Below are 22,491 nucleotides of genomic sequence, written 5' to 3'. Positions count from 1 at the left end.
GGAACGTTCCCTCGTCGCGGCGCGAGCGCTGAGCCTGGCTCCCAGTGGCGGTGCCCCGGTGCGGCACACCGTCCCTGACCCAGCGGCGCCGCGACGCGTGCGCGGAAGATTCCCCGGTCGGACGTCCGGTGGTGGACTCGGCCGAACCTACCGGCCCCCCGCCGTCGCCTGTCAACAGTCGTTCGACCTGCGGCTTCCGTGTCAAAGCCCAGGTCAGCGCGGAGGACGCGCAGGTCGTACGCGGGAGAAGATCATCGCCCCGTCGGCCGTGTGGATCACTCGCCCGGCCGTACGAAGACCGTGCGGCCGCCCACCACGGTGCGCAGGCAGACGGGCAGGTCCAGGCCCGGAGTCAGATCGGGCAGGCCGGGGGTACCGGAACGCGGGTCGGTCGACCAGCGCGCCACCCGGTCGTCGGGGGCCTGGACCACGAGCCGGCCGGTACGCCACACGGCGTAGTCGGCGGGAGCGCCCGGCACCAGGACGCCCGCGTCGTCGCGGCCGATCGCCCGCCAGCCGCCGCGCGTGTGCGCCGTGAACGCCGCGCGGACGGAGACGCGGTGCTCCGCCGTCCGGTGGAAGGCGGCGGCCCGGACGGCGCCCCACGGGCCGAGGGGTGTGACCGGGCTGTCGGATCCGAAGGCGAGGGGCACGCCGGCCCGCAGCAGGGCGGCGAAGGGGTTGAGGGTGCGGGCCCGCTCCGCGCCCAGGCGCTGGGCGTACATCCCTTCCCCGCCGCCCCACAACGCGTCGAAGGCGGGCTGGACGGAGGCGGTCAGCCCCAGTTCGGCGAAGGCCGCGACGGTCTCGGGGGTGAGCATCTCGGCGTGCTCGACGCGGTGCCGGGCGGCGCGGATCCGGGCGAGGCCGGCCTTCTCGGCAGCGGCGCGCACGCCCTCCACGACTGCGGTCACGGCGGCGTCGCCGATGGCGTGGAAGCCCGCCTGGAGGCCGGCCTCGGTGCAGGCGACGACGTGGGCGGCGACCGCGGCGGCGTCCAGGTAGGCGGTGCCGGTGTGGCCCGCGTCGGCGTACGGCTGGTGCAGGCAGGCGGTGTGGGAGCCGAGGGCGCCGTCCACGAAGAGGTCGCCGGCGGCGCCGACCGCGCCCAGCGCGCGCGCCTTGTCGACGTCCTGTTCGGCCCAGTAGCCGATCACCCGCGGCCCGGTCTCCTCCGCCGCGAGGCGCAGCAGGCCGGTGAGGTCGTCCTCGGAGGAGATCTCCGGCCCTGCGCACTCGTGAACGGTTCCGATGCCGAGGGAGACGGCGTGCGCGAGGGCGGCACGCTGGGCCTCGGTGCGCTGGGCGGGGGCGACGGCCCCGAGGGCGGCGGCGCGTACGGCGTGGTGGGCGCCGGCGGTGAGCGGGCCGTCCGCGCGGGCCACGTCACCGGGGACGAGGTCGAGCAGGGCGGTGGTGACGACGGCCGAGTGGACGTCGATACGGCTGAGGTAGAGGGGCCGCCCGCCGGTGGCCGCGTCCAGCTCGGCGCGCGTCGGCGGCAGTCCGTCGGGCCAGCGGGAGGCGTCCCAGCCGTGACCGAGGAGGACCCGGTCGTCCGGGCGGGCCGCGGCGAAGTCCCGTACGAGGGCGAGGGCCGCCTCTCGGGTGGGGGCGCCGGAGAGGTCGAGGCCGGTGAGGGCGAGGCCGGTGGACGTGGTGTGCACGTGTGCGTCGGTGAACGCCGGGGTGACCAGGGCGCCGTCCAGGTCGACCACCTCGTCCACGCCGTCCGCGAAGGCGTCCGCGGCGCCCTCGGAGCCGACCCAGGCGACCTGGCCGCGTTCGACGACCATCGCCGTCGCGAAGGGGTCGGCGGGACTGTGGACCTCGCCGCGGCGCAGCAGGACGGTCGTGGACGGGGTGGTGGACTCACTCATGAGCACCAGTCTCGCCCCTCGCGCGTACGGCTTCGCACGCAGGTCGCCGCCGCGCGGGGCGCGGGCGCCCCGGACGGCCGGAACCTCGAGGACAGGGCCCCGCGGCCGCCGGTCAGATTCGCGGCGGCCGGGCCTCGTACGGCGTCGACAGCACCACGGTGGTCCGGGTCGACACGCCTGCCAGGGAACGCACCCGGGCGAGCAGTTCCTCCAGTCCGTGCGGGGTCGACACGCGCACCTTGAGGATGTAGTTCTCGTCGCCCGCCACGCTGTGGCAGGCCTCGAGTTCGGGGACGCCGGCCAGGCGGTCCGCGATGTCGTCGGGGGCGCTGGGGTCGAACGGTTTCACCGAGATGAAGGCGGTGATCGGCAGCCCGACGGCCTCCGGGTCGACGACCGCGGCGTAACCGCGGATGACACCACGCTGTTCCAGCCGCCGCACCCGCTGGTGCACGGCCGACGTGGACAGGCCCGTGGCCTTGCCCAGGTCTGTGTAGCTCATCCGCCCGTCCTTGACGAGCAGCTGCACGATCTGTCGGTCCAGCTCCTCCATGGCGCAAGAACCTACAGTGCGGTTGATCTCCTCGGATACCCGAGTAACCCAGGTCATGCCCGGTTCGTGATGTGACGGGGAGCCGGCCGGCGGGCCGAGTGGGGACAAACCCGCCGCCCGGGGCACCTGTGAGCGACATGTGACGAAGGCCACACCCTCCGGACAGTCTCCGTGATGTTCTCGTGATTACCCCGGTCAGGGGACGGGAAGTGCTTGCTGTGGTCGAGGCCGCAGTGCCGTCACGGCCCAGCCCGAGGGGGAGAATCCCATGCAGAGTCTTAAGCGCCCTGGTCGTACCGCGCCCAAGCGGCAGCAGCCGGTCGTCGAGCCCGTATCGGAGGGCGTCGAACCCGACGCCTTCGACGACGAGGAACTCGACACCTACGACACCTTCGAGATGTACCGGGTGATCTGCCCGGACTGCGCCCAGCCCATCGCCCTGCTGGCGGACGAGGAGGTGCTGCCGGAGCACGCCCTGTGCGCCTCGCCGTGGAACCCGTTCGGGCTCTCGGTCTGCGCCGGCACCGGCCGCCGGGCCACCGAGGCCCGGCCCGCCGACGAGTCGACCCAGCCCCACGAGCAGGACACCGCCCTGCTGTTGACGCTCCCTCAGGGCCTCGACTGGCGGACCCAGCCCTTCTCCCACGTCGGCGGCCCGGGCTCGCGCCCGATGCGGGTGCCGACGATGCGGCGCGAGGCGGCCTGAGCGCCCACCGTCCGGGGGGACACGATGTCGCCGACCCACCCGCGCCACGGCTCACAGCAGGCCGCCGTGGTGCGGGCCGGTGCGCTCTCGGCCGGTCGGGCCGGTGCGGGGCGACGGTACGTCAGGACCGTTTTGGCAACGGCGACCCGACGGCGGACACCTGCGAACTCACGCTCGATTCAGCGGGCCGGTGACCTGTCCGCCCTTGCCGCGTTGCCCGGGTATGACCCCCACGTACTCGGCGACCGGACATCGGCGCCGTGTGTTCGTCCCGGTGCCCGCGGGACCGGTCCCGCCCGCTCCGCAACTCCCGGACCCGCCGATCTACCGTGAGCTGATGCGGACCTGGGCCGACCGTGGCCGCACCCTGCCGGGGCGCCACGACCCGGAGTGGGTCCGGCTCGCGGCGCCTCCGCGCGGCCTCGGGGACTTCTTCACCACCGCGGACCTGTTCACCACCGGCGACTTCCGCGTCGCCGGCACCTTCAGCGTCCCTCTGGACCCGCGAGGTGACGGGCGATGACCATCCGCTGGATCTGGTTGGTGCCCTCGACGATCTGCAGCACCTTGGCCTCGCGCATGTACCGCTCGGCCGGGAAGTCCGCGGTGTAGCCGTACCCGCCGAGGATCTGCACGGCGTCGGTGGTGGCCCGCATCGCCGTGTCGGTGCAGTGCAGCTTGGCCATAGCCGCCTGCTTGGCGAACGGCAGGCCGGCATCGCGCAGCCGTGCCGCCGTCAGGTACAGCGCGCGGCCGGCCTCGATCTGGGTCGCCATGTCGGCGAGCATGAAGCGCAGCCCCTGGAAGTCGGCGATCGGCTTGCCGAACTGCCGCCGGTCGGCCGCGTACGACACCGCCTCGTCCAGCGCCGCCTGGGCCACACCGATGGCGCAGGCGGCGATGCCCAGCCGCCCGGAGTCGAGTGCGGACAGGGCGATCGCGAAGCCCTGGCCCTCGTCGCCGAGGCGCCGGGCGTCGGGGACCCGTACGCCGTCGAGGTGAACCTGCGCGGTGGGCGAGCCCTTCAGCCCCATCTTCTTCTCGGGCACCGCGGCGCTCAGCCCCTCGGCGTCGCCGGGGACGAGGAAGGCTGTGATCCCGCGCGGCCCCTCCTCCCCCGTGCGCGCCATGACGGTGCAGAAGTCGGCGATGCCGCCGTGCGTGGTCCACGCCTTGGTACCGGTGAGCACCCAGTCGTCACCGTCGCGTACGGCCTTGGTGCGCAGTGAGGCGGCGTCCGAGCCGGAGGCGGGTTCGGAGAGGCAGTAGGCGCCGAGCAGGCCGCCACCGAGCATCGCGGGCAGGTGCTCGATCTGCTGTTCCTTGGTGCCGTGGGCGGCGAGCGCGTAGCAGGCGAGCGTGTGCACGCTGACGCCGAGACCGACGGTGAGGCGGGCCGCGGCGAGCTCTTCGAGGACCTGGAGGTACACCTCGTACGGCTGCTCGCCGCCGCCGTACTCGGCGTCGTAGGGCAGGCCGAGCAGGCCGGAGTCGGAGAGCAGGGTGAAGACCTCGCGCGGGAAGCGTCCGGCGTCCTCCTCCTCGGCCGCGCTCGGGGCGATCTCACGCTGCGCGATGTCGCGGACGAGCGAGATCAGATCCCGTGCCTCGTCCGTGGGCAGTTGCCGGTCCACCGGCTGCGGGGCGCGGTCGGGCATGGCGACGCTCTCCTCCCTGTCGGGCACATCGGCGGATGCGCGCCTTGGGTGGAGGCGGCCGCCGGGTCGTACGGGCCTGGCCGATGCTCGCACTCCCGGGTCGCGGAAGCGGCTGACCAGCGGCTGTGCGCTGTGAGTATGCCCGATCGGAGGCATGGAGTCACCAGTTAACGACCGCTTACTTCAAGAAATGTGCACGCCGGGAAATTGGTCCGCACCATTGACCACACTGGTCTAGTCCTCCTACGGTGACGGCCCGAACGCCTTACCGCGTTCATGCCAATCGGCGCGCGTTCCCTCTTCCCCCACGAGGAGACACCCGATGCACGTCCCGCACCTCCCCCGCGTCCGCCCCGTCCGGGCGCTCCTCTCCGCGCTGTGTTCCGTCGCCCTCGGCGCCGGGCTGCTGGCCGGCGCCGGCCCGGCCACCGCCACGGCCGCCCCGGCACCCGCCGCCGGAGCCGCGGCCGGTTCCAAGGTCGTCGGCTACTTCACCGAATGGGGCACCTACGACCGCGAGTACCACGCCAAGAACATCGAGACGTCCGGTTCGGGCGCCGAACTGACCCACGTCAACTACGCCTTCGGCAACGTCACCGGCGGCAAGTGCGCCATGGGCGACGCCTACGCGGCGACCGACCGGGCGTACACCGCGGCCGAGTCCGCCGACGGGGTCGCCGACACCTGGGACCAGCCGCTGCGCGGCAACTTCAACCAGCTGCTCAAGCTGAAGAAGAAGCACCCGGACCTCAAGATCCTCTGGTCCTTCGGGGGCTGGACCTGGTCCGGCGGCTTCGCGGAGGCCGCGAGGAACCCGGCCGCCTTCGCCCGGTCCTGCCACGACCTGGTCGAGAACTCCAAGTGGGCCGACGTCTTCGACGGCATCGACATCGACTGGGAGTACCCGAACGCCTGCGGTCTGAGCTGCGACACCAGCGGCCGGGACGCGTTCCCCGAACTGATGAGCGCGCTGCGTGCAGAGTTCGGCCCGGACTACCTGGTGACCGCGGCGATCACGGCCGACGCGACACCAGGCGGCAAGATCGACGCGGCCGACTACGCGGGCGCGGCCCAGTACGTCGACTGGTACAACCCCATGACGTACGACTTCTTCGGCGCCTGGGACGCCACCGGCCCGACCGCTCCGCACTCGCCGCTGAACTCGTACTCCGGCATTCCGAAGGCGGGCTACCACACCTCGGCGACGATCGCGAAGCTCAAGGGCCTCGGCATTCCGTCGTCGAAGCTGCTGCTCGGCATCGGCTTCTACGGCCGCGGCTGGACCGGCGTCACCCGGTCCGCCCCCGGCGGCACCGCGGCCGGCCCGGCGAAGGGGACGTACGAGAACGGCATCGAGGACTACAAGGTGCTCAAGTCCGCCTGCCCGGCGACCGGCACGGTGGCCGGTACCGGGTATGCCAAGTGCGGGAGCGACTGGTGGAGTTACGACACCCCGCAGACCATCGCGACGAAGATGACGTACAAGGACCAGCAGGGCCTGGGCGGCACGTTCTTCTGGGAGCTGAGTGGTGACACGGCCGACGGTGAGCTGATCAAGGCGATCGACTGACTGACCCACGGGGGGCGGAGGGGCGGAGGCCGGTTCGGGTCTCCGCCCCTCCGCTGTGCCTGTCAGGGGCCCCGGCGGGCGGGGGCCGGTGCCGGGTAGGCGGGGTCCAGTTCCTCGACGGCCCGCAGGGTGCCGCCGAGCGACTTCACCAGCAGGTCGCGCATGGTCTCGCGGGGCAGTCCGGGACGGCCGATCCAGTCCAGGGTGGCGCCCTCGACGCTGCACACCCAGGAGAGCAGTCCCATGCGGGCCAGCGGTCCGATGTCGGAGCGGCCGTACGCCCCTTCGGCGATGGTGGCGACGATCGCCTCGCGGACACCGTCCCGGATGGCGTGCACCTCGGCGTCGAAGCCGACTCCGCCGCTGACGATCGTGCGGTAGGCGGCCTGGTTGTGCTCGGCGTAGCGCAGATAGCCGTCGATGGTGCGGTGGACGCGGTCCACCTGGGGCAGTTCGGTGCCGCGCGCGGCGGTGGTGACCAGGCCGGTGACGGAGTCCTGGATGATCGCCAGGTAGTAGCCGCGCTTGGACTGGAAGTAGTAGTAGATCAGCCCCTTGGCGACATGCGCCTGGCGGGCGATGTCGTCCATCGAGAGCGCGTCGTACGACGTGTCGGCGAACAACTTCCGCCCGATGGCGATGAGTTCGGCGCGGCGTAACGCCGAGCGCTCCGTGCCGCGCGCCCGGGGACGGGCGTCGGCGCGCTGTTGACTAATATTCAATTTCGACCCTGGTCTCCTACGGGCGGCGGGACCTCCGCAGTATGGCAGGCCGGATCGTGGGGCAGGTCACACGAGGATCACGTCACAGCAGTCCCAGCTGCACCACGAGCATCGCGAACACCACGACGAGGGTCCAGCCCACGACGTGCTCGAGGATCTCCGGACCGTCGTCCTTGGGGCCGCCGGTGCGGACACGGGCGGCGGTGGCGGTGTGTGCGGTCATGGCTTCTCGCTGATCTCGACGTTCGGCGGGCTCCCCCGGCCCCCAGCGGTTGACCCTGCCCACCTTGCCACCGTGAGCGGCTTTTGCGGCGGAGACCTTGGTCACAGCGGACGGCCCCCCGGCGGTGCCGCTGGTGGGCCGGGGGCCGTCGTCGCGGTGCCGGTCAGCGCACACCGACCGCCGCGAGGGCCTTGCGCTGGCGCGGGGTCGGATGGGCCGGGAAGTACAGGTAGCAGACGCCGCCGGTACCTGAGGCGACCTTGCCGCCGGCGTTGTACCGCTTGGTCCTGAGCCAGATGTTCTCCCACTCGCGCCGCTTGTAGACGCGGCGCACGGACTCGTTGTCGTCCGAGGCCGGGTCGTTGGCGATCACGTCGCCGTCGGCGGTGAAGCCGATCACGGTCATCAGGTGTCCCGAGGTGCCGTACCCGGCCCCCGTCAGCTCCTTCTCCAGGAAGGACTGGGACGTTATGGCCGGGATGCCGGCCGCGATCAGCGTCTCCAGGTCGGTGAGGGAGCCGAGGCGGGTGACCACGCCCTGGAGGTCCTTGAAGGTGGCCGCGTAGGCGGCGTTGAAGGGCCAGTTGCCGCAGCCGGCGTACTGGTAGTCGTACGTGTACCTGGCCGCGTGGCAGACCTGCGGGTCGGCGTAGGAGGGGTCGACCCAGGCGAGCTGCTCCTCGGTGAGGCGGCCGCCCCAGTACTCGATGATCATCTGCGAGGAGGTGGGGCTGCACCAGGCCTCGCCGCCGTTGTCGTACTCGGGGTACTGACCCTTGTGGATCTCCTGCGAGTAGCGCGGTACCCGCAGTTCCTGGGCGAGGCCGGGGGTGGAGGCGGGGACGGTGAAGCGGTCGGGGACGTCGGAGCCCATCGCGCCGAGCCGCCAAACGGTGGGCGTCCTCCTCGTGCCGGGGCGGCGGTGGAGGGTGAGTCTGAGCCGGTAGGAGGCCAGGCGCAGTCCCGTCGAGGCGTCGTCGACGGCGAACGTGTCCGTCCAGACGCTGCTCCTGCCGTCGCCCTGGTCGTCGACCGAGGTGCGCCGGATGTCCTGGTCGCCGTCACCGGCCGCCCAGCGGCCCATCACGTACCAGGGGGTGTCCGTGCCGTCGGAGTAGGTGCCCTTGAGCTCGACCTGGAGCCAGGTGCCGCTCGGGGTGTGCGCGTTCCAGGAGGCGATGACCTCGGTCGAGGGCACGGCGAGCCGGTGGACGGGCGAGGTCCAGGTCGCGTACTCCCAGGCTGTGGTCCTGCCGGTGTGCGGGTCGGTGTAGTCGGCGGTGCCGGCCGGGGCACCGATCACGACACCGGGCCGGGCGCCCGCGACGGGGCGGATGCCCTGCGCGGTTCCGCACCGCCATTCGCGGAACGTGGTCCAGGCGCGGTAGTCGGCCTGTCGGCCGGTGGCGCGGCCGGAGTCCCCGCCGCCGGCACCCGTGCCGGGCGTGGCTTCGGCGGTGGCCGGGATCGCGCTGCCCGCCACGGCGGTGGCGACGGCTGCGGCCAGGACGGTTCTGCGGGACGGCTGTTCGGCTCTGCTCATGGGCGGAAGACCCCCAGGTGTCCGAGTCGGGCGGGTCCGTTGCACGGATGTGCGCCAACTATGGCCGCAGGCGTCCACTCCTGCCAGCACTTCTGCGCACGCCACGCCACGAATATTGGTGTCGACCAGTGGCGTGCAGGGTGGGGAGGCGGAGGAGTGGCGGGACGGAAGGGTGGGATGGAGGTAGGGGCGGAGGCGGCGCCGCGCGATGGGTGGGGGCTGCACGGTGGGAGGGCCGGGGGCGCACGGATAAAGTGCGGGGCGAACGATGTCCGCCCCGACGTGCAGCCCAGGACCCCGCCATCCACGACCTCGCAGCCCGGCTCCGCCGGCTCCCCCCGTCCTGCGGGCCCGTGCGCCTGATCGGCGTCGACGGGTACGCCGGCTCCGGAAAGTCCACGTTCGCCGGGCGGTTGGCCGGCGAACTGGGCGGCGTGCCGGTGCTGCACCTCGACGACATCGCCAGCCACGACGAACTCTTCGAATGGACCGGACGCCTGCTGAGCCAGGTGATCGAGCCCCTGCGGCACGGCCACACCGCGCACTACGCCCCCTACGACTGGCGGGCCCGGTCCTTCGGTGCGCGGCGCCCCCTGCCGCCGGCCCCGGTGGTCATGGTGGAGGGCGTCGGCGCCGGCCGCGAGGCGCTTCGTCCGCACCTGGCCCACCTGCTGTGGATGGAGCTGCCGCGCGAGGAGGCGTGGGCCCGCGGACGGGCGCGCGACGGAGCGGAGCAGCGGGCGTTCTGGGAGGGGTGGATCCCGGCGGAGCGCCGGCACTTCGCCGACGACCCCTCGCGCCCCTTCGCGCATCTTCTGGTGCGGCAGATCCAGAAGGGGTACGAGGTGCTTGCGGGTCCCGCGGGAACCGCCACCGCACCCTACTTCCTCACTCAGAGTGACGGGCCTTCCGCAGTGTGCTGAACTCGTGAAGATCGCTGCCCGGCAACTCGCCGGAGCGCCCCAACTTCGCTTGACCCGGGGGCCGTACTGGTCTTACGTTCTGAATGTGCGGCCATTCGGTGCCGCCGACAGACACGAAGCCCCCGATTGTTCCCCCGTGATCGGGGGCTTCGTTCTGTCCTGAGCGCGTTTTCCGGCTGCTCCGTGACGCGATCCGATCACCCACCGTCACCGCCCCGCGCACTCCCCCATCCGCTCCCACCTCGCGCAACGGCCTGCCCCGGCACCCTTCGGAGGAAAGACCGCCGCGGGTACGATGCCATCGGTGCGACCTACGGGCGGTTGCCGCGCGCACCTTGCAACTCCGGTCCGCGGCGCAGCCGTTGACCGAGGCGGTCGGCGGGCGACGGCTCGGCGGCATACCGACGGGGGCACGGTACGTGGGGGACGGGATGGACTTCGGCACGCAGGGCTCACAGGCCCCGGCCGACCTCGCCTGGCTGCGCGGCGTGGACGCCTACACCATGGGGGCCTATCCGCAGGCGGAAGAGGAGTTCCGGGCCGCGGTGCGCATCGATCCCACGATGGCCGACGGCTGGCTGGGACTGCACGCGCTGCGCGTCGACACCACCAACGCGCTGCTGAGGATGTACCGGCACAGGGAGCGTTTCGGCGAACAGCGCGCCCGCCACCGCCGCACGCTCAACTCCTGGTACTGGCTGGGCTGGTGGGTGCAACCCGTGCTGGAGAACCCCCGCGATCTGCTGCTGGCGCACGCCTCCCACTGGCTCGACGGCCGCCACGTCCCGGAACTGGACCGGGCCCTCGCCGGGCTGCCGCCCGTGGACGCCGACCCCCAGGTCCGCTTCCTGCACGCCTGCCGCGCCTACCTCGTCAAGGACTGGGAACAACTCGTCCGGCACACCGACCCACTGCTCGGCGATCCCCTGCTGGGTATCGAGGCCGGCCTGTTCAGCGGCATGGCCCGGGTGCGCCTGGAGATGTACGGGCAGGCCGAACCGCTGCTGTCGGCGGCCCTCATGCGGTGCCGCAGCGAGCAGCCGCAGCGCAAGGAGCTGCGCTACTGGCTGGCGCGGGCCCACGAGGGCACGGGCCGCAGCGCCGCGGCGCTGCCGCTGTACCGGGCCGTGCACCGCGTCGACCCGGCCTTCATGGACACCTCGGCCCGGCTGGCGGCGATCGCCGAAGGCGACGGCTACGACGACTCCACCGACCTCGCGGGGCTCGCCCAGGCCGGTCTGGGACCGGAGTGCCTGGACGGTCTCGGCCCCCTCTTCGGCACCGAGGAACGCGACCTCAAGGTCTCCGCGCCCGACCCCTCGCCGGCCGCCGCGCCGCTGCCCCCGCTGAGCGGTCCGTCGGTGCGCGAGAAACCCGACGGACCGGACCCCTCCCTGCCCACCGGGCCCACCGACCCCGCGTTACTGGAGGAGGCGCTCGCCGAGCTGGAGCGCATGGTGGGGCTGGAACCGGTGAAGCGTCAGGTGAAGGCCCTGTCCGCGCAGCTGAACATGGCGCGGCTGCGGGCCGGGCAGGGTCTGCCGGTCCAGCCACCCAAACGGCACTTCGTCTTCTCCGGTCCCTCCGGCACCGGCAAGACCACCGTGGCCCGCATCCTGGGCCGCGTCTTCTACGCCCTCGGCCTGCTCGGCGGCGACCACCTGGTGGAGGCGCAGCGGGCCGACCTCGTCGGCGAGTACCTCGGCCAGACCGCTGTGAAGGCCAACGAACTGATCGACTCCGCGCTCGGCGGCGTCCTCTTCGTCGACGAGGCGTACTCCCTGTCCAACTCCGGTTACGGCAAGGGCGACGCGTACGGCGACGAGGCGTTGCAGGTGCTGCTGAAGCGGGCCGAGGACAACCGGGACCACCTGGTGGTGATCCTGGCCGGCTATCCCGAGGGCATGGACCGGCTGCTGACGGCCAACCCTGGGCTGTCCTCCCGCTTCACGACGCGGGTCGACTTCCCGTCGTACCGGCCGCTGGAGCTGACCTCGATCGGTGAGGTGCTCGCGGCCGAGAACGGGGACGGCTGGGACGAGGAGGCGCTCGACGAGCTGCGCTCGATCGCCGGGCACGTGGTGGACCAGGGATGGATCGACGAGTTGGGGAACGGACGGTTCCTTCGGACGCTGTACGAGAAGAGTTGTGCGTACCGGGATCTGCGGTTGTCGGTGTATCCGGGGGTGCTGAGCCGGGACGACCTGGCGACGTTGCGGTTGCCGGATTTGATGCAGGCGTACGGGGAGGTGCTGTCGGGGCGGGGGCCGCAGGACCCTCCGGGGTTGTGAGGCGACCGGTGACGGTGTGGGCCGGGGGTGGGTGGCGCAGCCCGGCGTGGCGGGGTACCGCTGCGCCCACCCGTGCCGCCCCAACGGCACGACCGCCCGCAGCTGCGGCTGGGGCGACTAGGTCGCCAGGGTCACCTCTCTGTGGGCCGGGTCGCGTACCTCTCCCACCAGTAGCTCCAGTACGTCCTCCAGGGCGACCAGGCCCAGGGCCCTGCCCGACGCGTCCGTCACCTGGGCCAGATGGGTCGCCGCCCGGCGCATCACGGTGAGGGCGTCGTCGAGGGGCAGTTCGGGGCGGAGGGTGGTCATCGGGCGCCAGAGCTGCTGCGGGACGGCCCGGTCGCAGTCCTCGGCGTCCAGGACCAGGTCGAGGACGTCCTTGACGTGGAGGTACCCCATGAAGGCGCCCTTCTCCGCCGCGACCGGGAAGCGCGAGTACCCGGTGCGGGCGGTGAGCGCGACGATCTCGCCCGGCGTGACCGAGGGGCGGACCGTGATCAGGGACTCGCGCCCGAGCAGCACGTCGGTGACCGGGCGGGAGCCGAGTCCCAGGGCGTCCTCCAGGCGTTCCTGCTCCTCCGGGTCGAGCAGGCCCGCCTGGCCGGCGTCCTCCACCAGCCGGTTGAGCTGCTCGCTGGTGAAGACCGCCTCGACCTCGTCCTTGGGCTCGACGTGGAAGAGCCGCAGGATGCCCTGGGCGCAGGCACCGAGCGCGGCGGTGATCGGCCTGCAGAGCCGGGCGAAGGCGACGAGGCCGGGGCTGAGCCACAGCGCGGCCTTCTCGGGAGCGGCCATCGCGAGGTTCTTGGGCACCATCTCGCCGATGACGAGGTGGCAGAAGACCACCGCGGCCAGCGCGAGCACGTAGCCGAGCGGGTGGATCACGCCGTGCGGCAGGTGGATCCACTCGAAGACCGGCTCCAGGAGATGGGCGACCGTCGGTTCGGCGACCGCGCCGAGGGTCAGCGAGCAGACCGTGATGCCGAACTGGGCGGCGGCCATCATCTGCGGCAGCCGCTCCAGGCCGTACAGCACCTGGCGGGCGCGGGCGGTGCCGAGCGGTTCGATCTGGCTGCGGCGTACCGAGACGAGCGCGAACTCGGCGCCGACGAAGAAGCCGTTGGCGAGCACGAGCAGCGCCGCGAAGAGGAGTTGCAGGACGCTCATCGGGCGGCCTCCAGCACGGACACCGGCGCCGTTCGCACCAGCCGTATCCGCTCGGCGCGGTAGTGGCCGACCTGCCGGACGGCGAGCCGCCAGCCGGGCAGTTCCGCCCGGTCACCGACGGCCGGGATGCGGCCGAGCAGGTCGGCGACGAGCCCGGCCACGGTCTCGTACGGTCCCTCGGGGGCGTCGAGGCCGATGCGCCGCAGGGCGTCGACGCGGCAGCTGCCGTCGACGTCCCAGGCGGGTCGGCCGTCCTCGGGCGGGGCGGGCGCGAGTTCGGGTACGTCGAGACCGTCGTGCTCGTCGCGGACCTCTCCGACGATCTCCTCCACGATGTCCTCGAGGGTGACGACGCCGGCGGTGCCGCCGTACTCGTCGATGACGACCGCGATGGGCTGCTCGCTGCGCAGGCGGGTGAGCAGCGGTCGTACCGGCAGGGTCTCGGGGACGAGCAGCGCCGGGCGGGCGATCCGGCCGGTGGGGGTGCGGAGCCGGTCGTGCGCGGGTACCGCGAGGGCGTCCTTGAGGTGGACCATGCCGACGATCTCGTCGATCTTCTCCCGGTAGACGGGAAAACGCGACAGGCCGGTGGCGCGGGTCAGGTTGACCACGTCCTCGGCGGTGGCGGAGGACTGCAGGGCGCTGACCTTCACGCGCGGGGTCATGACGTGCTGCGCGGTCAGTTCGCCCAGCGACAGGGTCCGCACGAAGAGGTCGGCCGTGTCCTGTTCCAGCGCGCCGGCCCGCGCGGAGTGCCGGGCCAGGGAGACCAGTTCGCCGGGGGTGCGGGCGGAGGCCAGCTCTTCGGCGGGTTCGAAGCCGAGCGCGCGGACCAGGCGGTTGGCCACGGCGTTCAGCGCGGCGATCACCGGGTGGAACAGCCGGGCGAAGGCGTGCTGCGGGCCCGCGACGAAGCGCGCGACCTGCAAGGGCTTGGACACCGCCCAGTTCTTGGGCACCAGCTCGCCGATCACCATCTGGACGGCCGAGGCCAGCAGCATGCCGACGATGACGGAGACGCCGGGCACGGCGCCTTCGGGGAGGCCGGTCGCGGTGAACGGGCCGTCCAGGAGTTGGGCGAGCGCCGGTTCGGCGAGCATGCCGACGACGAGCGAGGTGATGGTGATGCCGAGTTGGGTGCCGGAGAGCTGGAAGGACAGCTCCTTGAGGGACTCGACGACCCGGCGGGCACGCCGGTCGCCGTCGGCGGCGGCCTGCTCGGCGTCGGGGCGTTCGACGGTCACCAGGCCGAACTCCGCGGCGACGAAGAAGCCGTTGGCGAGGATCAGCAGGAAGGCGGCTGCCAGGAGCAGCAGGGGGGTGGTGGTCATGATGCCGCCGCCCGTGGGGAGTCACAGCAGGGGGCGGCACAGGTACTGCAGGACGATCCGTCCATCGCCGGAGGGAGTCACTCCTCGGGTAGCGGGAACCCCCGCGCTCCGGGCGGAACGACAGGGGCGAGGACGCGACGGCCGCGTCCTCGTTCCCAGATTAATCACGAAAAGGGTGCCCGCGGCAGGGTCGCCGCGTCCGCGTCAGCCGCGTGGGGCCTCGGGCGCGGCGGTGGAGCGGGCCTCGACGAGGGCGCGCAGGGCGCGGGCGTCCTGGATGGCCCGCTCCCTGGCGATGCCCGGCTGGATGCCGAGCGCGGGCAGGCTGGTCCCGTCGCTGAGGTCGAGGAAGGCCCAGGGGTCGCCCTGCCGGAGGTTGACCCGGAGGATCTCGGCCCAGGCCAGGCGCCGTTTGGTGGTGAGGTTGACGACGGTGACGCCCGTCTCGTCGGCCGTGACGTGGGGCCGGGCGAGCAGGAACAGGACCCCGGCGAGGAGGAGGGCGGTCAGCATGAAGCTGAGCCGCTCTCCAATGCCGAGGCCGTCCAGCAGCATGCCGACCGCTGTGATGGCCGCGAAGGTGAGGACGGCGAGAACGGTGAGGACGGCGCGGGTGCGGCCCGGCCGGAAGGTGACGGGCAGGGCCGGCAGGTCCGGCGTGGTGTCGGGCATGAGTTGGCTCCGGGTCACGCTCAGAGACGGCAGGCGTGGATGGCCGTGGTCAGGATGGCCCGGGCACCGATCTCGTACAGGTCGTCCATGATCCGCTGGGCCTCCTTGGCGGGGACCATCGCGCGGACGGCGACCCAGCCCTCGTTGTGCAGGGGGGAGACGGTCGGGGACTCCAGGCCGGGAGTGAGCGCGACGGCCTTCTCCAGCTGCTCCACACGGCAGTCGTAGTCCATCATCACGTACGTCCGGGCCACCAGGACGCCCTGGAGGCGGCGCAGGAACTGCTGCACCTTGGGCTCGGTCGTCTCGTCGGGCTCCGCGCCGGAACGGCGGATCACGATGGCCTCGGACTTCATGATGGGCTCGCCGAAGACCTCCAGGCCCGCGTTGCGCAGGGAGGTCCCGGTCTCGACGACGTCCGCGATGACCCCGGCGACACCGAGTTCGATGGCGGTCTCGACGGCGCCGTCGAGGTGGACGACGGAGGCGTCGACGCCCCGGTCGGCCAGGTGGGCCGCGACGATGCCCTCGTAGGAGGTGGCGACGGTGCGGCCCTTGAGGTCCTCGACGCCGTTCGCGGTGCCCGGCTTGCCGGCGAAGCGGAAGGTGGAGCGGGCGAAGCCGAGCGGGAGGATCTCCTCGGCGTCGGCGCCGGAGTCGATCAGCAGGTCACGGCCGGTGATGCCGATGTCGAGCTTGCCGGACGAGACGTAGATCGCGATGTCGCGGGGGCGGAGGTAGAAGAACTCGACCTCGTTCGTCGGGTCGACGATCCGCAGTTCCTTGGACTCGCGGCGCTGCTGGTAGCCGGCCTCATGCAGCATCTCCCCCGCGGGGCCTGACAGGGAACCCTTGTTGGGGACGGCGATGCGCAGCATGAGGTCGGCTTCCTTTGCGTGAAGGGGTGAAAAAGGGGGCTGGGCTTACAGGTGGGCGTAGACGTCGTCCAGGGAGATCCCGCGGGCGACCATCATCACCTGGACGTGGTACAGCAGCTGGGAGATCTCCTCGGCCGCCGCCTCCTTGCCCTCGTACTCGGCGGCCATCCAGACCTCGGCGGCCTCCTCGACGACCTTCTTGCCGATGGCATGGACCCCCTTGTCCACCAGCTCGGCGGTGCGGGAGGTGGCGGGGTCGCCGTTCGCGGCCTTGTGCTGGAGCTCGGTGAAGAGCTCCTCGAAAGTCTTCTTGGACATGGTGGCGCCCACTTTACGCGTAGTGCCGACCGGCCTGACGCCACGGTTCTGATACTGAGCGGAGGGTGGCCGCCGTGGCCACCGCCGCGGTCACCGCCTCGTGGCCCTTGTCCTCGCGGGAGCCCTCGATGCCGGCCCGGTCCAGAGCCTGCTCCTCGGTGTCGCAGGTGAGGACTCCGAAGCCGATGGGGACGCCGGTCTCCACGGAGACCTGGACGAGGCCCTGGGTCACGCCCTGGCACACGTAGTCGAAGTGGGGGGTGCCGCCGCGGATGACGACGCCGAGGGCGACGATCGCGTCGTAGCCGCGGCCCGCGAGGACCTTGGCGACCACCGGCAGTTCGAAGCTGCCGGGGACCCTGAGCAGGGTCGGCTCGTCGATGCCCAGCTCGTGCAGGGCGCGCAGGGCGCCGTCCACCAGTCCGTCCATCACCTTGTCGTGCCACTGTGCCGCGACGACGGCGACCCGCAGGTCCCCCACGTTGCGTACGGACAGCTCCGGTGCACCCTTGCCGCTCACGTGTCTCCTCGTGTTCCTTGCTTACTGGTTGCCGCAGGTGGACACGGGGGTCGTGTCCAGCCAGGGCAGGTCGTGCCCCATCCGGTCCCGCTTGGTGCGCAGGTAGCGGAGGTTGTGCTCGCCGGCCTGGACGGGCATCGGCTCACGGCCGGTGACCTCGATCCCGTGCCGGACGAGGGCGTCGCTCTTGTCCGGGTTGTTGGTCATCAGACGCACGGCGCGCACGCCGAGGTCGTCGAGGATCTGGGCGCCGGCGCCGTAGTCGCGGGCGTCGGCGGGCAGGCCGAGTTCCAGGTTGGCGTCGAGCGTGTCCCGGCCCCGCTCCTGGAGCTCGTAGGCGCGCAGCTTGGACATCAGGCCGATGCCGCGTCCCTCGTGGCCGCGCAGGTAGACGACCACTCCCCGGCCCTCGGCCTGGATGCGGTCCAGGGAGGCGTCCAGCTGGGGGCCGCAGTCGCAGCGCTGGGAGCCGAAGACGTCGCCGGTGAGGCACTCGGAGTGGATGCGGACCAGGACGTCCAGCCCGTCGCCGATGTCGCCGTGGACGAGCGCGACGTGCTCGACGCCGTCGACGGTGGAGCGGTAGCCGTACGCCGTGAACTCGCCGTGCCGGGTCGGCAGCCGGACCTCGGCCTCGCGGCGGACGGTGGGCTCCTCGCCGCGGCGGTAGGAGATGAGGTCCTCGATGGAGATGATCGTCAGCCCGTGCTTGCGGGCGAACGGGATCAGCTCGGGCAGCCGCAGCATGCGCCCGTCCTCGCCGGCGATCTCGACGATGGCGCCGGCCGGGCGCAGGCCCGCGAGACGGGCGAGGTCGACGGCGGCCTCGGTGTGGCCGTTGCGGACGAGTACACCGCCGGAGCGGGCGCGCAGCGGGAAGATGTGGCCTGGGCGGACCAGGTCGGTGGGTTCGGCGCTGCCACCGGCCAGGAGCTGGAGAGTGGTGGCGCGGTCCGAGGCGGAGATGCCGGTGCTCACGCCGTGCGCGGCGGTGGCGTCCACGGAGACGGTGAAGGCGGTCTTCATCGACTCGGTGTTGTCGTCGACCATCTGCGGGAGGCGGAGCCGGTCCAGTTCCTCGCCCTCCATGGGGGCGCAGATGAGGCCGCGGCACTCGCTCATCATGAAGGCGACGATCTCCTCGGTCGCCTTCTCCGCGGCGATGACGAGGTCGCCCTCGTTCTCGCGGTTCTCGTCGTCGACGACCACGACCGGGCGGCCGGCGGCGATGTCGGCGACAGCCTGTTCGACGGGGTCGAGAGCGAGGTCCTCGTAGCCGTCCGTGCTGTAGAGGATGGGTGCCGTGCTCATGCGGGCGCTCCTTCCGGGACGGGCCGCGCCGCGGAACGGGAGCGCAGCCACCAGTCGCGCAGGCCCCACAGGACGAGCGCGCCGTAGATGACGTAGACGAAGCCGGAGAAGGCGAAGCCGTTGGCGAAGTTCAGCGGGACGCCGACCAGGTCGACCAGCAGCCAGGCGAACCAGAACTCGACCATGCCGCGTGCCTGGGCGTACATGGCGACGACGGTGCCGACGAAGATGTAGGCGTCCGGCCAGGGATCCCAGGACAGGGTCGGGTAGGCGGTGAACAGGCCGCCCACCGCGAGGGTGCCGACGGCGGCCGCGGCGAGCAGGGCACCGCGCTCGCGCCAGGTGGCGAACCGGACGGCGATGGAGCCGTCCTGCGTCTGCTGCCGGCCGCGGTTCCACTGCCAGAAGCCCCAGGCGGCGACGACCATGACGACGATCTGCTTGCCGGCGCTGCCGGAGAGGTGGGCGGTGGCGAAGGCCGTGAAGAGGATGAGCCCGGAGAGGAACTGCACCGGCCAGGTCCAGATGGAGCGCCGCCAGCCGAGCGCGAGGCCGAGCAGACCGATCACGTTGCCGATCATGTCCGACCACTTGATGTGCTGGTCGAAGAGCGTGAACGCCTCGGAGTTGAGCCAGTTCACTTGGTGTCTCCCTGGGCGGCCCGGGCGCCGAGCAGGCGCTCGACGTACTTCGCGATGACGTCCACCTCGAGGTTGACCGGGTCGCCGGGCTGCTTCAGGCCCAGCGTGGTCAGGGCGAGGGTGGTGGGGATGAGGCTGACGGTGAAGAAGTCGGGGCCGGCGTCGACGACGGTGAGGCTGATGCCGTCGACGGTGATGGAGCCCTTCTCCACGACGTAGCGGGCGAGGTCCGCGGGCAGGGAGATCTTCACGAGCTCCCAGTGCTCGGACGGCTTGCGTTCCAGGATCTCGCCGGTGCCGTCGACATGGCCCTGCACGATGTGCCCGCCGAGGCGGGCGCCGACGGCGGTGGGGCGCTCCAGATTGACGCGGGAGCCGGTGGTGAGGACGCCCAGGCTGGAGCGGTTGAGGGTCTCGGCCATCACGTCGGCGGTGAATTCGTCGCCCTCGTGCTCGACGACGGTGAGGCAGACGCCGTTGACGGCGATGGAGTCGCCGTGCTGCGCCCCTTCGGTGACCAAGGGGCCGCGCAGGCGGAAGCGACAGGCGTCGTCGAGCGTCTCGACGGCGGTGATCTCGCCCAGCTCTTCGACGATTCCGGTGAACACTTCCCGGGTCCTCCTGCCTCTTCGGGCACGGACTCCGGGGCTGTCGGGAACGACAGAGACCACGAGCGAGGACACCGGGAACGACGCCGGACGGGACCCGCCCGGCAACGGGCGAGCCCAGAGGTCGGCGGCGCGCACGTATGCTCGCCCGCCGCGCACTGCCTCCCATCCGGACTTTAACCGTCGGTCCAGGAATTTCACCTGGTCAACCGGTCGCTGGAGGCGACCGGGTCGCGGACTGTAACCGCCGGTTCGGACTTTCACCGACCCCGGAGTGCGCTGCTTCTGGTACAGGGCCAGTGTGCCACGCCTGATCGCCGTCCATGCGGACGGAGTGTGTGGGGTGGCTCACAGAACGCTCCTCCGCGAGGTCCGGCCGCGCCACGGCCGCCCCCGACCGAGCCTCCTCCGCCCCGCCTTGAGATTGGTCCATACCTATTGACTCACTGGTCTAGTCCTCCTAGGGTCTGCGCAACTTCCGTGGAGAGGAACCGACTGTGCCTTCCCCGTCACGCTCCAGATCCCGCCACAGAGCGGGGCCCGCCCTGTTCGCGGCGGTCGCCGCCGTCGCCGGCCTGCTGCTCGCCGGCCTGCCCGCGACCGCCTCGCAGGCCGCCGGCCAGGAGACCTGTCGCCCCGACGGCCTCTACCGGACCCCCGGCGTCGACGTCCCCTACTGCTCGGTCTACGACTCCGCGGGCCGGGAGAAGATGGGCGCCGACCACCAGCGCCGCGTGATCGGCTACTTCACGAGCTGGCGCACCGGCAAGGACGGCAAGCCCGCCTATCTCGCCTCCGACATCCCGTGGGACAAGATCACCCACATCAACTACGCCTTCGCGCACGTGGACGGCGGCAACAGGCTCTCCGTCGGCTCCGACAGCGCGAAGAACCCGGCGACCGGCATGACGTGGCCCGGGGTCGAGGGCGCCGGGATGGACCCGGACCTCCCCTACAAGGGCCACTTCAATCAGCTGACCAAGTTCAAGAAGCAGCACCCGGACGTCAAGACGATGATCTCGGTGGGCGGCTGGGCGGAGACGGGCGGCTACTTCGCCGACGACGGCAGCCGCGTGGACTCGGGCGGCTTCTACTCGATGGCCACCAACGCCGACGGCTCGGTCAACCAGGCCGGCATCGACACCTTCGCGGACTCCGCGGTCGACTTCGTGCGGAAGTACGGCTTCAACGGCGTGGACATCGACTACGAGTACCCGACGACGATGAAGGACGCGGGCAACCCGCTCGACTGGACCTTCGCCAACGGCCGCCGGGCCGGGCTGGTCAAGGGGTACGCGGCGCTGATGAAGACGCTGCGCGAGAAGCTCGACCGCGCGGGCGCCGCGGACGGCAGGCACTACCTCCTCTCCGTCGCCGCGCCGTCCTCCGGGTACCTGCTGCGCGGCATGGAGACCTTCCAGGTCCAGAAGTACCTGGACTACGTCAACATCATGTCGTACGACCTGCACGGTGCCTGGAACGAGCACGTGGGTCCGAACGCCTCCCTCTTCGACGACGGCAGGGACTCCGAGCTCGCCGCCGCGGGCGTGTACACCACCTCCCAGTACGGCGGCATCGGCTACCTCAACACCGACTGGGCCTACCACTACTTCCGCGGCTCGATGCCGGCCGGCCGCATCAACATCGGCTTGCCGTACTACACGCGCGGCTTCAAGAACGTCACCGGCGGCACCGACGGACTCTGGGGCAAGGCACCCTCCACGGACTGCCCGGCGGGTTCCGGCCTGACCAAGTGCGGTGACGGCGCGGTGGGCATCGACAACCTGTGGCACGACCTGGACACGGGCGGCGAGGAGTCGCCCGCGGGTTCCAATCCGATGTGGCACGCGAAGAACCTGGAGAAGGGAGTCGTCGGCGACTACGTCACCGACTACGGCTTCCCGGCCGACACCGAGCTGACCGGGACGTACGCCCGCAAGTACGACTCCACCCTGGTCGCGCCCTGGCTGTGGAACGCCGAGAAGAAGGTCTTCCTGTCCACCGAGGACGAGCAGTCGGTCCAGGCCAAGGCGGACTACGTGGTCGACCGCGGCATCGGCGGCACGATGGTGTGGGAGCTCGCGGGCGACTACGCCTGGGACGCGGGCAAGGGGCAGTACGTGCCGGGCTCGACGCTGACCGACACGATGTACGACACGTTCAAGAACGCCTCCCCCTACGGTGCCGAGCGCTCCACGATCGGCCTGCCGGCCGAGGCGCTGGACATCGACGTGGAGTTCGGGCAGTTCCCGCTCGGCGACTCCAACTACCCGATCAGCCCCAAGCTGAAGATCACCAACAACACGAAGACGGCCCTGCCCGGCGGTACGGAGTTCCGGTTCGACTACGCCACCTCGGCGCCCGGCAACGCCAAGGACCAGTCCGGCTGGGGCACTTCGGTGATACGCAGCGACCACACGGGCGGCAACGTGGGCGGCCTGAAGGGCGACTACCACCGGGTGTCGCTGAAGCTGCCGGCCTGGCAGTCGCTGGCGCCGGGGGCCTCCACCGAGGTGGACTTCGTGTACTACCTGCCGGTGTCGACGCCGTCGAACTGGACGGTCTCCTTCGGTGGGAAGACGTACGCCCTGGCGGGTGATCTGTCCCGGGGAACGACCGTGGTGGAGCCCGGCACGCAGACGCCGGGCCCGACGCCCACGCCCACCCCCACGGGGACCGGGTCGCCGAGCCCGAGTCCGAGCCCGACGGACGGCACCGGGCAGTGCACGGCCCCGGCCTGGGACGCGGCCACGCCCTACGGCGGCGGCACCACGGTGTCCCACGAGGGGCACGCGTGGAAGTCCAAGTGGTGGACGAAGGGCGAGGAGCCCGGCACCACCGGTGAGTGGGGCGTCTGGCAGGACCTCGGCGCCTGCTGACCCGGCGAGACCGGCCCGGCGGCGGTGACGAAGGCCCTTGCCCGCCGCCGGGTCTTCCAACGCCCGCCGGGTCGCCCGAAGCGCCCGCCGGGCCACT

Annotated in this window: 21 protein-coding genes and 1 riboswitch; of the genes, 6 read left to right on the top strand and 15 right to left on the bottom strand. The window is 71.7% G+C overall.

What is annotated here, in order from left to right:
• Positions 1–275 precede the first annotated feature (275 nt).
• Both ACIQ1J_RS19570 and ACIQ1J_RS19565 read right to left on the bottom strand, forming a co-directional pair.
• The gene (locus ACIQ1J_RS19570; protein WP_403558141.1) at positions 276–1,880 is read right to left on the bottom strand and encodes an amidohydrolase; all 1,605 of its coding nucleotides are present in this window, start codon (positions 1,878–1,880) and stop codon (positions 276–278) included.
• Positions 1,881–1,992: 112 nt separating this feature from the next.
• The gene (locus tag ACIQ1J_RS19565; RefSeq protein ID WP_121745856.1) at positions 1,993–2,433 is read right to left on the bottom strand and encodes an Lrp/AsnC family transcriptional regulator; all 441 of its coding nucleotides are present in this window, start codon (positions 2,431–2,433) and stop codon (positions 1,993–1,995) included.
• A gap of 268 nt (positions 2,434–2,701) precedes the next feature.
• Between ACIQ1J_RS19565 and ACIQ1J_RS19560 the strand changes: the two genes are divergently transcribed.
• Both ACIQ1J_RS19560 and ACIQ1J_RS19555 read left to right on the top strand, forming a co-directional pair.
• Positions 2,702–3,139, top strand: a complete 438-nt coding sequence (locus ACIQ1J_RS19560; protein ID WP_210961408.1) for a hypothetical protein — start codon at positions 2,702–2,704, stop codon at positions 3,137–3,139.
• Positions 3,140–3,362: 223 nt separating this feature from the next.
• Positions 3,363–3,662: a hypothetical protein gene (locus ACIQ1J_RS19555; protein WP_403558138.1), complete on the top strand. Its 300-nt coding sequence runs from the start codon at positions 3,363–3,365 to the stop codon at positions 3,660–3,662.
• Here the strand turns inward: ACIQ1J_RS19555 and ACIQ1J_RS19550 are convergent.
• Positions 3,625–4,797, bottom strand: a complete 1,173-nt coding sequence (locus ACIQ1J_RS19550; RefSeq protein WP_403558136.1) for an acyl-CoA dehydrogenase family protein — start codon at positions 4,795–4,797, stop codon at positions 3,625–3,627. The two genes, ACIQ1J_RS19555 and ACIQ1J_RS19550, sit on opposite strands and share 38 nt — an antisense overlap.
• A gap of 322 nt (positions 4,798–5,119) precedes the next feature.
• Here ACIQ1J_RS19550 and ACIQ1J_RS19545 point away from each other — a divergent pair, with 322 nt between their 5' ends.
• Positions 5,120–6,367 (top strand): glycoside hydrolase family 18 protein, encoded by a 1,248-nt coding sequence (locus tag ACIQ1J_RS19545; RefSeq protein ID WP_403558134.1) that lies wholly within the window; start codon positions 5,120–5,122, stop codon positions 6,365–6,367.
• Between the two features lie 62 nt (positions 6,368–6,429).
• Here the strand turns inward: ACIQ1J_RS19545 and ACIQ1J_RS19540 are convergent, their stop codons facing one another.
• From ACIQ1J_RS19540 to ACIQ1J_RS19530, 3 genes are all read right to left on the bottom strand, one after another.
• Positions 6,430–7,089, bottom strand: a complete 660-nt coding sequence (locus ACIQ1J_RS19540) for a TetR/AcrR family transcriptional regulator (RefSeq protein ID WP_403558132.1) — start codon at positions 7,087–7,089, stop codon at positions 6,430–6,432.
• A gap of 82 nt (positions 7,090–7,171) precedes the next feature.
• Complete coding sequence (locus tag ACIQ1J_RS19535; protein ID WP_210961413.1) at positions 7,172–7,312, bottom strand: SCO1431 family membrane protein; 141 nt, start codon at positions 7,310–7,312, stop codon at positions 7,172–7,174.
• A 163-nt stretch (positions 7,313–7,475) separates the two neighbouring features.
• Entirely contained in the window at positions 7,476–8,855 is a 1,380-nt protein-coding gene (locus ACIQ1J_RS19530) for a peptidase C39 family protein (RefSeq protein WP_403558130.1), read from the bottom strand.
• 302 nt (positions 8,856–9,157) lie between these two features.
• Between ACIQ1J_RS19530 and ACIQ1J_RS19525 the strand changes: the two genes are divergently transcribed.
• Positions 9,158–9,778: a uridine kinase gene (locus ACIQ1J_RS19525; RefSeq protein WP_403558247.1), complete on the top strand. Its 621-nt coding sequence runs from the start codon at positions 9,158–9,160 to the stop codon at positions 9,776–9,778.
• Between the two features lie 431 nt (positions 9,779–10,209).
• Positions 10,210–12,069, top strand: a complete 1,860-nt coding sequence (locus ACIQ1J_RS19520) for an AAA family ATPase (protein WP_403558128.1) — start codon at positions 10,210–10,212, stop codon at positions 12,067–12,069.
• A 117-nt stretch (positions 12,070–12,186) separates the two neighbouring features.
• On the opposite strand, the gene ACIQ1J_RS19515 is transcribed toward ACIQ1J_RS19520, so the two are convergent.
• The 9 genes from ACIQ1J_RS19515 to ACIQ1J_RS19475 form a co-directional block, all read right to left on the bottom strand.
• On the bottom strand, positions 12,187–13,236 hold the full coding sequence (locus ACIQ1J_RS19515) for a hemolysin family protein (protein WP_403558126.1): 1,050 nt from the start codon (positions 13,234–13,236) through the stop codon (positions 12,187–12,189).
• Positions 13,233–14,567: a hemolysin family protein gene (locus ACIQ1J_RS19510; RefSeq protein WP_403558124.1), complete on the bottom strand. Its 1,335-nt coding sequence runs from the start codon at positions 14,565–14,567 to the stop codon at positions 13,233–13,235. The genes ACIQ1J_RS19515 and ACIQ1J_RS19510 overlap by 4 nt, the downstream gene beginning before the upstream one ends.
• A gap of 204 nt (positions 14,568–14,771) precedes the next feature.
• The gene (locus ACIQ1J_RS19505; protein WP_403558122.1) at positions 14,772–15,239 is read right to left on the bottom strand and encodes a PH domain-containing protein; all 468 of its coding nucleotides are present in this window, start codon (positions 15,237–15,239) and stop codon (positions 14,772–14,774) included.
• Positions 15,240–15,259: 20 nt separating this feature from the next.
• Positions 15,260–16,117, bottom strand: coding sequence for an ATP phosphoribosyltransferase (gene hisG / locus ACIQ1J_RS19500; protein ID WP_310874352.1), 858 nt, complete (start codon positions 16,115–16,117; stop codon positions 15,260–15,262).
• Between the two features lie 45 nt (positions 16,118–16,162).
• Complete coding sequence (locus ACIQ1J_RS19495) at positions 16,163–16,435, bottom strand: phosphoribosyl-ATP diphosphatase (RefSeq protein ID WP_030951748.1); 273 nt, start codon at positions 16,433–16,435, stop codon at positions 16,163–16,165.
• A gap of 13 nt (positions 16,436–16,448) precedes the next feature.
• Positions 16,449–16,955, bottom strand: a complete 507-nt coding sequence (ribH, locus tag ACIQ1J_RS19490; protein WP_210961420.1) for a 6,7-dimethyl-8-ribityllumazine synthase — start codon at positions 16,953–16,955, stop codon at positions 16,449–16,451.
• Positions 16,956–16,976: 21 nt separating this feature from the next.
• Positions 16,977–18,266 (bottom strand): bifunctional 3,4-dihydroxy-2-butanone-4-phosphate synthase/GTP cyclohydrolase II, encoded by a 1,290-nt coding sequence (locus ACIQ1J_RS19485; RefSeq protein WP_403558119.1) that lies wholly within the window; start codon positions 18,264–18,266, stop codon positions 16,977–16,979.
• Positions 18,263–18,907: a nicotinamide riboside transporter PnuC gene (locus tag ACIQ1J_RS19480; protein WP_403558117.1), complete on the bottom strand. Its 645-nt coding sequence runs from the start codon at positions 18,905–18,907 to the stop codon at positions 18,263–18,265. Before ACIQ1J_RS19480 ends, ACIQ1J_RS19485 begins: the two co-directional genes overlap by 4 nt.
• Positions 18,904–19,515 (bottom strand): riboflavin synthase, encoded by a 612-nt coding sequence (locus tag ACIQ1J_RS19475; protein ID WP_210961423.1) that lies wholly within the window; start codon positions 19,513–19,515, stop codon positions 18,904–18,906. The genes ACIQ1J_RS19480 and ACIQ1J_RS19475 overlap by 4 nt, the downstream gene beginning before the upstream one ends.
• A gap of 151 nt (positions 19,516–19,666) precedes the next feature.
• Positions 19,667–19,797, bottom strand: a riboswitch (FMN riboswitch).
• A 215-nt stretch (positions 19,798–20,012) separates the two neighbouring features.
• Here ACIQ1J_RS19475 and ACIQ1J_RS19470 point away from each other — a divergent pair.
• Complete coding sequence (locus ACIQ1J_RS19470; protein WP_403558115.1) at positions 20,013–22,394, top strand: chitinase C-terminal domain-containing protein; 2,382 nt, start codon at positions 20,013–20,015, stop codon at positions 22,392–22,394.
• Positions 22,395–22,491: the final 97 nt, after the last annotated feature.

The organism is Streptomyces sp. NPDC097107 (assembly GCF_044762405.1).
GTDB lineage: Bacteria > Actinomycetota > Actinomycetes > Streptomycetales > Streptomycetaceae > Streptomyces > Streptomyces thinghirensis.
This window is presented reverse-complemented; position numbering and strand designations above follow the sequence as displayed.